Annotated in this window: 14 protein-coding genes; 1 reads left to right on the plus strand and 13 read right to left on the minus strand. The window is 41.2% G+C overall.

What is annotated here, in order from left to right; translation table 11 throughout:
- Positions 1–9 precede the first annotated feature (9 nt).
- From HMPREF2758_RS03405 to HMPREF2758_RS03450, 10 genes are all read right to left on the minus strand, one after another.
- Positions 10–384 carry a hypothetical protein gene (locus HMPREF2758_RS03405; RefSeq protein WP_070609149.1) on the minus strand — a complete coding sequence of 125 codons (375 nt, stop codon included), beginning with the start codon at positions 382–384 and terminating at the stop codon, positions 10–12.
- Positions 371–1,300, minus strand: a complete 930-nt coding sequence (locus HMPREF2758_RS03410; RefSeq protein ID WP_083304842.1) for a nucleoside hydrolase — start codon at positions 1,298–1,300, stop codon at positions 371–373. The genes HMPREF2758_RS03405 and HMPREF2758_RS03410 overlap by 14 nt, the downstream gene beginning before the upstream one ends.
- On the minus strand, positions 1,284–1,991 hold the full coding sequence (locus tag HMPREF2758_RS03415; protein WP_070609152.1) for a TVP38/TMEM64 family protein: 708 nt from the start codon (positions 1,989–1,991) through the stop codon (positions 1,284–1,286). The genes HMPREF2758_RS03410 and HMPREF2758_RS03415 overlap by 17 nt, the downstream gene beginning before the upstream one ends.
- Positions 1,966–2,649: a TVP38/TMEM64 family protein gene (locus HMPREF2758_RS03420; protein WP_016647940.1), complete on the minus strand. Its 684-nt coding sequence runs from the start codon at positions 2,647–2,649 to the stop codon at positions 1,966–1,968. The genes HMPREF2758_RS03415 and HMPREF2758_RS03420 overlap by 26 nt, the downstream gene beginning before the upstream one ends.
- A 59-nt stretch (positions 2,650–2,708) precedes the next feature.
- Positions 2,709–3,602, minus strand: a complete 894-nt coding sequence (locus HMPREF2758_RS03425) for a TlpA family protein disulfide reductase (RefSeq protein ID WP_070609156.1) — start codon at positions 3,600–3,602, stop codon at positions 2,709–2,711.
- A 9-nt stretch (positions 3,603–3,611) separates the two neighbouring features.
- Complete coding sequence (locus tag HMPREF2758_RS03430; protein ID WP_070609157.1) at positions 3,612–4,262, minus strand: cytochrome c biogenesis CcdA family protein; 651 nt, start codon at positions 4,260–4,262, stop codon at positions 3,612–3,614.
- A 226-nt stretch (positions 4,263–4,488) separates the two neighbouring features.
- Positions 4,489–5,211 (minus strand): glycine/sarcosine/betaine reductase selenoprotein B family protein, encoded by a 723-nt coding sequence (locus tag HMPREF2758_RS08995; RefSeq protein WP_246823238.1) that lies wholly within the window; start codon positions 5,209–5,211, stop codon positions 4,489–4,491.
- Between the two features lie 2 nt (positions 5,212–5,213).
- Positions 5,214–5,900, minus strand: coding sequence for a TIGR04283 family arsenosugar biosynthesis glycosyltransferase (locus tag HMPREF2758_RS03440; RefSeq protein WP_070609159.1), 687 nt, complete (start codon positions 5,898–5,900; stop codon positions 5,214–5,216).
- On the minus strand, positions 5,897–7,420 hold the full coding sequence (locus HMPREF2758_RS03445; protein WP_070609160.1) for a TIGR04282 family arsenosugar biosynthesis glycosyltransferase: 1,524 nt from the start codon (positions 7,418–7,420) through the stop codon (positions 5,897–5,899). The genes HMPREF2758_RS03440 and HMPREF2758_RS03445 overlap by 4 nt, the downstream gene beginning before the upstream one ends.
- A 15-nt stretch (positions 7,421–7,435) precedes the next feature.
- Complete coding sequence (locus HMPREF2758_RS03450) at positions 7,436–7,873, minus strand: hypothetical protein (RefSeq protein ID WP_070609161.1); 438 nt, start codon at positions 7,871–7,873, stop codon at positions 7,436–7,438.
- Between the two features lie 173 nt (positions 7,874–8,046).
- On the opposite strand from HMPREF2758_RS03450, the gene HMPREF2758_RS03455 reads away from it, so the two are divergent.
- Positions 8,047–8,760 (plus strand): rhodanese-like domain-containing protein, encoded by a 714-nt coding sequence (locus HMPREF2758_RS03455; RefSeq protein WP_070609162.1) that lies wholly within the window; start codon positions 8,047–8,049, stop codon positions 8,758–8,760.
- Positions 8,761–8,833: 73 nt separating this feature from the next.
- Here HMPREF2758_RS03455 and HMPREF2758_RS03460 read toward each other — a convergent pair whose 3' ends face one another.
- The 3 genes from HMPREF2758_RS03460 to HMPREF2758_RS03470 all read right to left on the minus strand — a co-directional run.
- Positions 8,834–9,604 carry a glutaminyl-peptide cyclotransferase gene (locus HMPREF2758_RS03460; protein WP_070609163.1) on the minus strand — a complete coding sequence of 257 codons (771 nt, stop codon included), beginning with the start codon at positions 9,602–9,604 and terminating at the stop codon, positions 8,834–8,836.
- A gap of 16 nt (positions 9,605–9,620) precedes the next feature.
- The gene (locus tag HMPREF2758_RS03465; RefSeq protein WP_070609164.1) at positions 9,621–10,733 is read right to left on the minus strand and encodes an alpha/beta fold hydrolase; all 1,113 of its coding nucleotides are present in this window, start codon (positions 10,731–10,733) and stop codon (positions 9,621–9,623) included.
- A 246-nt stretch (positions 10,734–10,979) separates the two neighbouring features.
- A partial coding sequence (locus HMPREF2758_RS03470) for a Cna B-type domain-containing protein (RefSeq protein ID WP_148128875.1) occupies positions 10,980–11,846 on the minus strand: 867 nt, incomplete at its 5' end.

Below are 11,846 nucleotides of genomic sequence, written 5' to 3' on the forward strand. Positions count from 1 at the left end.
CCTTTTCTTTTATGCTTTTTTTCTTTGTTCTGAAAGTAAATACAACATGATAATATTTAAGACCGCAACAATCGTTAAAGTCAGCCACTTAATCTGATCAAATGGCATATCTAAGAAGAACATATCTCGCACATTATATATAAATATATTGGGAGATTTCACAAAGACTAAAACGACTATAACCGCTTCTAATATAAAGAAAAGTAACGGCTTGATCTTAAAAAAGACACTGATCATGATGAATAAAGCCAATATGAGCCAACACAAGACCCAAGTATGGATACGCATCTCCAGCCAAACCCAGTAAGACATCAAGGCACCAGCTAATAAAGCTGCCATAAATCCCGTTGATAACCCACTTAGGATCTGCTTAACACTTGCCATCAATTCGCCTCCTTTCAAGTTGAGAGTCTACCGCCAACCAGCGGTCAAAGAGTGCTTGCTTGACCGCTTGCGCTGATTTTACCCGTGGCAAATTCAATGACACTTGGCGAATCGGCTTAGTGACAACATAGGTGGTTGGGTCTTCCTGGTCAGCCAAGAGTGACCCCTTTGATAGACTCTGAATTGACACTCGGTAGCTAGCCAAATTATCTTGGAAGAGCTGAGGATCTACCAAGTAGGCCGCCGCCAAACTATCCCAGTTATAAAAACCCTTGATTCCATATTCCAAATCATTATCAACAAACCAAGGGTCTGAATAGGTCTCAATTAATCGTGTCACACGACACTCTTGTCCAGCAAAAGCCTGATCATAATCCTCACGAGTAAATAGGACATCTAAACAGGCATTTCCCGTCAAGATTGAAACATTTTTCCCTTTGGAAAGGACCGTTAATGTGGCTTGTGGATCACAAGAAAAATTCAACTCCAACATCTCTGACTTCGCAAAGATTAAAGGCGCCACGGTTCCCCCCATTAAAACAATCTGCTTAACCTTATCAAAAAACTGCGGATCTCTTAAATAAGCTCCTTGGAGATTGGCTAAGGATCCTGTCGCTAACAAACAAAGGTCTCCCGCATAACGATCCGCCAAATCCACTAATAGCTGGCTAGCCGGGCTTAAATAATCCCCTGCTTCTTTCGCCCCCTTAGCATAAGGAATCGATTCAAGGCCAAGCGCTTCAATTAAGCGCTGGGTCGACTGGTCGACTTCTTCAATCGGGGCATTTCCAAAACAAGAAGTGATCCCCACTAGATCAACCTGAGAGGACCCCAAAAGATACATCAAGGCCAAACCATCATCCACGTCTCGATTGGGTGTATAAAAGGTATTATCAAAATCAATCGCGACCTTCATGATTTTCCTCCTTTTTGACCGAATCTTTTTTAGGCTGTTTTAAGTATTTTCCAAGGAAAGTCGTTCCCACCACTAAGACCGCCAATAAGACCAATGAAATAACGAATGAGGAATCTCCCGGCTCCAGTGCCTTGTCCCCCACATTGACATAGATGAAAGTCCCCGGCAAGATAAATACGAGAGAGACCCAGAGATAATCCCAGAATGGAATATCTGTCAAACCAAAGGCATAGTTCTCAATGTTATAAGGGATCACCGGCATCAAGCGCGCCAAAGCGAGCACAAAATTTAAGCGTGAGCGATCCGCCGCTAAAATTTCTTTGGATTTAGGGTATTTCCGATAGAGGAAGGATTGGAGCCCTTCACGGAACAAATACCGTGACATAAAGAACATAAAGGTCAAGTTCAGGGCTGCTCCCACAAAGGTCAATATAGACCCCTCAATCAAGCCGTAGCCCATACCACCGGCAAAAGCTAGAAAAGGCACTGGAAAAAATCCAATCGGCAAGAAAACCCATAGAGCGATATATACCAAGCGACCATAGGCGCCAGCCGATTCAATTAAGCTTCTCACCCGATCTGGTGAAAAACTAACTGTAATCCATATGGTGGCCATCAATAACAAGCCGATCAAGATGATCTTGAACAGCTTCTCCCATGAAAAATTAGGCTTGCTTGGCTTGTCGATCATTGTATACCTTCTTAATAATATAGATAACAATTGACACAGAGAAGAGTAATAAAAGACCTACAAAGAGTTGTTTTCCTCCACCAGAGAAGTTTTGTCCGATATAAGAGTAAACAATCGTTGCTGGTAATTGACCAATCCCTGTAGCGATGAAGAAGGACCAAAAGCCCATTGAGGTAAGGCCCGCTGCATAAGATACCAAGTCAAAAGAAACGAATGGCAATAAACGACAAACGACGATCGTATACTTCCCATATTTTTCAAAGAAGGAATCCAATGACTCTAATGCCGTATTAGAAGTTAATTTAGCCACAACATCTCGTCCTAAAATACGAGCGATATAGAAGCAAAGTGCCGCTCCTACCATGGAAGAAGTCCAAGATAGGATCGCTCCTCTAACCCAGCCAAAGATGGCTGCATTCGATAAGGTAATTAAGAAGGCTGGAATTGGCGAAATGATCGATTGCAAGATCATTAAGAAGAAAGAAACAACCGCAGCAATCGAACCATATGAACGAATAAAGGCAATCGTATCTTCTAAGTTCACAGACTTCATGGCTGCAACCGATTGATTGATAAAGCCATTAACCGATGGCACGAAGAAATAGGCTAATAAAGCAGCAACAGCAAGAATAATTACAATAATTTGACTCTTTTTCATAATTTCCTCCTCAAAAATAATAACGCTAAAAAACAAAGCCCCCTTTCCACAAATTAAGATTAATTCTTAAGTAATTTCTGCAATTGCTCCTCAATCGCAGCTTGATCCATCTGGCCAAATTGATAATGAACGACCTGGCCCTCTGAATCAATAAATAGGGTGGTTGGGAAAAAGACCGCATTGGCAACTGCCATCGTCTTTAAGTGATAATCATAATAGATTGGCATTTTAAAGTTGAGTTCTTCTAAAAAGTCCTTGACTTTTTCCTTGGTTTCAGTCGGCTTAGAATCTAAAGCATTCACTAAATAAAAATTAACGTCTTCTTGATAATCTTCCCAAACCTTCTGGAATTCAGGCATTTCCTGACGACAAGGATTACACCAAGTTGCCCAGATGTTGACAACCGCCGGCTTTCCTTTAGAATCCTTCACGAAATCAACCATCTCGTCCTCTTGATCCATGAAGCGAAAATTCTTAGGCTCAATAGAAGCTAAAAAATCCGCCTTGGACATGGATGCATCTTCATCATCCTCACTTGTCTTTTTAGTCGATGATCCTTCCTTACTAGTAGAAGTCGTCTTACTAGTGCTCGTCCTCTCAGTAGTTTTCGTTGTTTCAGACTTCTTGCTAGTTTCTTGACTCGTCCCAGTGGTCTTCGTCGTTTCAGACTTCTTGCTAGTTTCTTGACTCATCCCAGTGGTCTTCGTCGTTTCAGACTTCTTACTAGTCTCTTGACTCGCCTCTGTGGTCTTCGTCGTTTCAGACTTCTTGCTAGTTTCTTGACTCTCCTCTGTAGTCTCGGTGGTCTCAAGACTTGTCTCAGTCGTGCTTGTAGTCTGAGAACTAGTTAGGGAATCTGACGAATCTCCATTTTGGTAGTGACGATAAAAGCCACTAGCAATCAATAAAAGCGCCACTAGACTCAATCCCAAATACATTAATCGCTTATTCATACTTACCTCCTATGCCAATGACAATAGCCAATTTTCTAACCAACCAAACATCATCATGATTCCAAAAAGAATGAGTAAAACACCAGAAATACGGTGAACCCAGCGGTAGTTTTGCTTGATAAAGCCCAAAACCCGCTTGCTTTCTTCCAATAAAAGAGCTGATAAGACAAAAGGAATTCCTAGACCTAAACAATAGGCAAGGATCAACCCAATCGACCGTCCCCAAGAACCAACGGTAGCAATATAAGATAAAGCAGCCGCTAAAAAAGTCCCCACACAAGGCGACCATGATACAGCGAATAACATACCAAACGCAAAAGGATTCAAGACCGCTCCCCCCGAATGCTTGGGCGTTAACTTGGCCATCAACTTTTGCCCCGTTAAATAATCCAGCCCCAAAGCGATTAAGATGAGTCCAGCAATCCCATTCACCCAGGCTCGGTGCATCAATAGAAAGTGCCCTAGCGTTGAAACAAACAAGCTTAAGGCCATAAAGACTAGCGAAAAGCCTGCCACAAATCCCAAAGCCTTCATCAAGGGCTTAGACTCAGCATCCTCCTCCGCCCCCACAAAGTAAGCAATATACATAGGTAACATGGGTAACAAGCAAGGAGACACAAAAGTCATGATTCCTTCTAAAAATAAAATAAAATAATCCATCCTGCACCTCCTTCGTTTAGCACACTCTTCAAAAACTTTCTATCCAATCGGTATTCTAACAAATCCATTCTGACAAGTGAAATGATTCGAGCAAGGCAATTAACCTACTTATTAATGCTAAAAAAGCTATATTAATAAGCTTACGTATGTCATATACCGTTTTTATCTTTTTATATATTTAATATTCTGATAAGTCTAGAGAAGAAAAGCTCCCAGTTCCCTCACATTATAAGGGGTTGTAGGGAACTTCTTCTTCCGGTCCCCCATCGATGGCAACTTGAATCAATTGATCTAAAACATGGCGATGTCCCGGTCCATCAAAGGCATCCCCAAAAGTTAACCCTAGTGGAAAATCAATGGCTAAAAAGCGCGGTGGACGGACCTTTTCAATCAAACGCGGTAGATGGGCAATAGAAGCTGTGCGAATCCCTTGTTTTTCAACTTCTCGTTGTATTAGTCCAACGGACTGATGACAGATGTATCAACCTGGAGACATCAAACAAACATCGACTTGATCTTCTACCAATTGACGGGCAATATCTGGAGCGACCTCATTGATCAAAAGATCCGTTCTGGGAATATATCCCATTAGACCAAAGTTACGTGGTGCCACCGACCCAATACGCCCCTCTTGTGCATAATGACGCAATAAATCCAAGGGGAATACAACATTCAAGTCCTGATCAGCGGCCTTATGGTCATAGTGATCATGAGTAATCGTTAATAAATCTGGCGTTGCTGTCCCAGGAATCATTCGATAAGTATGGTCTCCATTGACATTAAAGGGCGGATCTGACTTCAGATGCACGCCCGCCGTGGTTACAAAGGCGACCTTACAATCTTGGATTGGCTTGGTTAAGTCGACAATATTTGGAGGTTCTTCCAGCGTCATAACCATCCGCTCTGCCCCCTTGGCTATAATTTTTTCTTTAAAGCTACGCTTCTTCATGCTTATCCCCTTTCTTGATAAATCTTTTGAATCTGTTCAACCGAAACACCTTGACGGAATAAGTGCTGACAATACTGCATCGTCCATAGGGTCTTAAGCGCCCCCCCTTTTTTAAAGCGACGAGAAGCCGTATAAATTGATAGAGGAGGTATGATAAACCGCCCACCAGCTTGTTTATAACGCATTGACCAGTCATAATCTTCCATTAAAGCTAAAGATTTAAAGCCCCCTGACTGATGATAAGTCTGACGAGTCATAAAAATCCCCTGATCGCCAAAGGCAATACGGCGATACTTTAGTCGCCAATTCGATCCCCAAGCAATCGTACTTAACAAAGGGCTGCTAGGATCAAATCGCAAAGGAAAGGCACCCGCATTACCTTTGTTAAGAGCTTGAATAATGGCCTCCAAAGGATCCTCTTTAAAATAACTGTCCGCATGTAAAAAGAGCAGGCGATCACTTTGACTAGCCAAAGCACCAGTATGAAGCTGCTGACCTCTTCCTTTAGCAGAATGAATGCAAGTCCAGCCTGCTTGTGTAAGATGTTCAGGGGTTCCATCCAAAGATCCCCCATCCACGAACAGGACTTCTACCTTTTGACGGTCAAAGACGTGCAGGTGGTCTATAAGACGGGTTACTTGCTTGGCTTCATTATAGACGGGAATGATCAGTGAAAGTTCTGGCTTCATTGAAGCAACCTCTCTAAGTCATTAATATAGGTCTGAATATTTTCGAGAAATGGTAGGCTGATAAAGCGTTCAATTGTGGCAAAAGCGGATGAATTTGCTGCCTTCACCTTCGTTTGATTTAGATATTGAACATAAGCCATAGCACACCAAGTGACGCCTCGTAAGCAGGTAAAGTGCAGGTACTGTTTTAAGCGGTCTCCTTTAACAGGGACGGTTGAATACTTGTTATAAGCAGTCACAAAATCAGCCAGATCTTCCCCCTCAATCAATTGATCCGTTCGCCAAAGCGTCGTTGTCGGTGCTAAAAAGTGGGCCAAATCTTGTTCACGCTCACCAATCAGCGGTTTCTCCCAATCAATAATATAAGAAGGTCCTGACTCATTGATCAAAAAATTATGGGAATTTAACTCGGTATTAATAATACAAGGGTCCTCTAAGGGAAGTTGGCGGTCATAAATAGACAAGCTGTCCAACAAGGATAAAATAACTGATTCGACTTGTGAATCCTTTTGTGGCCAATCTTGATAGTGCTTGAACATGGACTGAAATTCTTGATACATCAGCTCAAATGGTTGATTAGCTCGAATTAAGTCCTTCCCCCGATTGATATCCACTTGGTGAACACGCGCAAGAAGCTCTGCCGCCTTATTCAAGTCGGTTTGATAGTTCAAAGGACGTCCAGGAAGAAATTCTTCCGTCAAAAAGCCTAATCCCATCAGATCCGTCTCCGCCTGACAATCATAAACCTTGGGTACCACCCCTGAAGGCTCCAGGGCCTTTAAGGCTTGATATTCATAGACAATTTGGTGTTTTAAGTACATCTGAGACCCCAGGGCAACACGTAGTAATTTTTTCCCCTGATCAAAGATAAAATTCGCATTATATTCTCCTTGGTTCAAGAACGTCGCTGACGGATCCCCTGTCAAATATGCAGCCACATCATCACGGTCATCGATATCCAAAATGGTCCGAGTTAAGTTCCAGGTTAAGCCCGCTGCTTGAGCTTGATCCAAAGTTTGACGAAGGACTTGATCGTGGGAATAGTGTTTCAAATTAAATAATTCAGGATGAAAAGCCTTGCTAGCGATTAGGCCATAACCGCCATCACGGGCTGGAGCCAAAACCAGATCACAATGATCCAAACCCTCAAAAGCCTGATTCAAGATCGATCGATCTAAATCAATCAAATCACAGCCCATAAGAGCTACTTTTTGATAACCCAATTGAAAGACCTGCTCCATCGCTTGAGCCATTCGCTGACCCAGATGGTCCGACATCAACTGTGGAAAAACCCGACCCAAGTCAATATCTAGATAATCAGGGACCTGATCCAATTCCTCTTGAGGTGTCGCAAAGAGATAGACATCCGCCGGATATTCTTGTATCACCTGATAGTTATGCTGAATTAAATAAGTGCATAAATGAAGGATATTATCCGCAGGTAAAAAATTCTGTAAACGCGTCTTAGAATAGCCCTTCTTAGGCAGCTTCATAAAATAGATAATTGCTGACTGATTCATTGAAAACTCCTTTATTTAGCAAGCTTGATCGGCAGGATGAAAATGACGAATACCGAGAGCGATCAAACAATTTATAAAGGCCATCACAGTGATACCCACTATGAAATAAGGCAGCATCAAGAAAGACTGTTCCATCGAAAATCTCCATAGTAAACCTAGAGCCAATGCCGACAATAAAGTCACCATGATCCAATGGCCTCGCCAAGAAAAACGATAACAAGTTTGAATCAAAGTTTTAGTACGCCAAAGGGCAAGGATCGCTATTAATATAAGAACCACTCCGATGAGAATTAGATAGCCGTGATATTCTGCTGCTAAAAATCCTTGTTGTGCTTGGCTTAGCCGAAAATACAGATGCCGATATAATCCCATCCTCTGACGAGAATATTGATTGATCAACCAGCCCAATATAAGAACTAGCACTTCAAACACCCAATATACTTTACTTGCCATAATGACCTCCAAAAGTTAATATAATGCCAGTATAACATAGCAATCTCTAATCTCTTAATGAAAAGAAATAGGTATAACTAATAAATGAAATTGATCTATCAGAGCATTTAATTAGTGAGCTTTTCAAGACTATGTTATAATTAAGTTATCACTAATATTTAAGGAGTGTATGTATGCGTAAAACATTAATGAATGTAACTAAATCAGCTTTAGTTTTAGCAACAGTGATATCTTTAGGGGTTGGATCAATCCATGCCGCTGATATCGAAGTCATCGAGGGTGAAAAACTCGAAAAAATTGAACAAGACAACAAACAAAAAGAAAAAGTCTTGGTTATCGACGTGCGTGACGATGATGCCTACGAAAAAGGTCACGTTAAACATGCTATCAATATTGAAGCCGATGACTTAGAAGAAAGCCTTCCACGTCTTGAAAACTACAAAAAAATGCAAGTGGTTGTCATTGCTGCTACCAAAGAAGACTCTGCCGCTTCTGCTCAATTATTATTAGATAATGGCTTCGAAAAAGTCCAAAACGCTGATGGTGTTGATGAATTTGACTATCAATTAGTGACTTTCGAATCCATCTTACCTGATGAGTTAATGGATGAAATCGGTGATGATGATGTTATCTTCATTGACGGACGTGAGGAAAAAGACTTCAATAAGTCCGCCATTAAAGGGGCTCACCATGTAGATAGCGAAAAACCTGAAACTGCCCTTGAATTCTTACCAGAAGATAAAGACACTGAAATTATCACTTACTGCTACTCTGGTAACCGTTCAGGTGTTATCGCAGAATACTTAGAAGAACAAGGTTACACCAATGTGAAAAACTCACTTGATGGAACTAAAGAAAATAAAGATATTCCACTTGAAAACAAATAATTAAGCGCAAAATCATGAAAATGAACCCGGCAAGTTAACTTGCCGGGTTTTTTATGGTTAAATACTCTATCTTTTATTTTAAGCGAACTTTATAAATATAGGGATAAAGCTTACCCGTAATATAGAATTCATCACCTTCGATATGAGCTATCCCATTCAAGGTATCCACTGAAGCGATCTCTTCCTCATTTAAGGTCTGATCAAGCATTGGACGAACATCATAAGTCTCCACTACCGACTCAGACGCTAGGTCGATCTTTAAAATTTCATCACGATATAATCGGTTCGCATAGATATGACCATTGGCCCATTCCAATTCATTCAATTTTGAGGCAGCCAGTTTACCATTCATAATTTTCACTTGACCCAGTAATTCAAAGGTCTCAGGATCGTGCTTATAAAGGGTTGACGTCCCATCCGACCGCCATATAACCTTCTCATCTGGATCATAACAGATTCCCCATCCTTCGGTATTAATATCTATCTCATCCAAAATTTCAAAGGTCTTTGGATCCCGCTTAAGAACTTTTTTCTCCTTCCAGGTCAACTGCCACAAAGCGTTAGGGGTAAAGGTAATTCCCTCACCAAAATAATTATTTGGCAAATTTTTGGCATCCTCTAATTCACCTGATTGAAGATTAAACTTGCCCAGTTGAGATTTTCCCTCTAAGCCTGTTCCCAAGATCAATTCCTTACCTGTTGGATCCAACTCTAAACCTTGGGTAAAGAGTGGCGTTTTTACGGGATACTTATCCAACAAATCAACCTCAGCTGCCCAAGTGGTTGCGGGTTGACATAGACTTGCGATCATTAAAAAGGCTAACAGTGATTTCTTCCGTTTCATGATCGGACCGTCCTTTCTACTTAATCTTTTGAGCAAATTCATCAATTAAACGAGCCATTTCCTCATACTGGGTCATGTAAATTAAGTGGTCTCCTTCTAATACATGAGTCTCAACTTCATCTGGATTTTCGGACATCGAAACATGTTGTTCTTCCCAGTCTTCAGTAATCTTATCCATGAATTCACGACGCATCTCAATATCTTCATAAGAGTCTTGTGCTAAAAGATATAAAGCAGGAATCCCTGCAGGAATCTTTTCGTCCTTGTTATCCAATAAGACTTGGTTAGAGCGCTCACTCTCATCTGCCACATCTTCATTATTCAAATTCAACTGAGCGATCAGCTTATACTGCTCGTTCACTTCATCATCCACATCAGGGATCTCCGGAAGATCAGTTGCTGCCCCACTATCATCCACTGGTGCTTCCTCATGTTGCATGTCCATAAATCCATTCATCATTGGTGTAGAGGTATCCATACCAACCACCCCTTGAACTTCTTCAGGGTATTTTTGAGCATACTTCATGGCATAAATACCGGACAAGGAGTGAGCCACTAATAAATATTTATCTACTTTTTCTTGTTGAAGTGCTTGATGCAATTCATCAATAATCGTATCTACTGTTCTTTCTTCGTGACTCACATCAGATAATCCATAACCAAAAGGCTCTACCACTAAAATATGATATTTCTTAGCTAATAAATCTAAGAGATTCTTATGAGTTAATGGTTGCGAAGCTTCACCAAGACCTGGCATAAAGACGAGCGTCTTAGACTGTCCTTTATGTTCTTCACCCATTTCATAGATATTCATTTGATGGCCATTCACAGTGATCTTATGGCCGTATTCCTTAATTAAAGCCTTCAATTCTTCGGGATCCGTTGGAATTTCATCCTTATCCGATTTTTCTGCTGAGGATTCACCTTGGCTAGCATCTTCAGTTTCTGCGGCTGATCCTTGACTTGATTCCATTTCAGTCATTGATTCTGCATCTGATTCCGATTCCATTTCCTGACTTGTTTCTTGACTGGTGTCCTCTTGAGCAAAAGTCTGAACAAGTGGTAAAGCTGTTTGAGCCAATAACATTCCTGATAAAACGGCCATCGTTAACGTTTTTTGTTTTTTCATTTAAATCTTCCTTTCTGATTTAACTAGAATTCAGTATAGCTGGCAAATATGTAAAGTTTATAAAATTACAAAAATTATTATTCTCTCTGAATCTATAAAATAAGCGTCCAAAACATTAAAAAGGAATCGTTAAGAAACAAATAACTAAACTTAAAAGCCAAAGATCAGCTATCAAACAAAAAAGACTCAAGCAAATGGTGCTTAGACCATTGCTTGAGTCTTATGGGCTGTGAATAGTCACACCCTTTAGCGTTTATTCGAGTTCATAGAATCGACAATTAAGCAAAAGCCTATCAGAGCAAGAAGAGTAGCTATTAACCAGATAGCCGTCAAGTCTGATTCACCTGTTGCTGGAAGTGATGACTTCAATATTGGCTGATCAGGTTCTTCGGGTTTTTCTGGCTCCTCAGGTTCTTCGGGTTCTCCTGGTTCATTAGGAATCTTTGGTTCCTCAGGCGGAAGGTAGGTATTCGTGATCACATAACCTGCCTGCATGGAACCGGTCACTTGGCTAATATAATGATCGACCGCTAATTCTCTGACCGTATAGTGGTATTCCTTACCTGACGAATCTTTGGCTTCCAAGTTGGGCCATTCGTGACTGAATTGACCATTGGTTAATTGAATCGTATCAATCACTTGACCATTGCGTAGAAGTTCAATCGTAATGGTCGGACGGTCTTCACTGCCGCCTTGCCATACCTTTTCTACCTTAACTTGCGTCTTTGGAATCTTCGGTTCCTCAGGTGGAAGATAGGTATTCGTAATCACATAACCTGCCTGCATGGAGCCTGTTACCTTGCTAGTGTAACGATCGACCGCTAACTCTCTTACCGTGTAAAGATATGCTTGACCTTCGGAATCCTTAGCTTCCAGATTGGTCCATTCATGACTGCGTTGACCATTCGTTAATTGAATCGTATCAATCACTTGACCATTGCGTAGAAGTTCAATCGTAATGGTTGGACGGTCTTCACTGCCACCTTCCCATACCTTTTCTACTTTGACTTGCGTCTTTGGAATCTTCGGCTCTTCAGGTGGAAGATAAGTATTCGTAATCACATAGCCTGCATGCATGGAACCTGTTACCTTGCTAGTGTAACGATCGACCGC

The organism is Facklamia sp. HMSC062C11 (genome assembly GCF_001810675.1).
Taxonomy (GTDB): Bacteria; Bacillota; Bacilli; order Lactobacillales; family Aerococcaceae; genus Facklamia; species Facklamia hominis.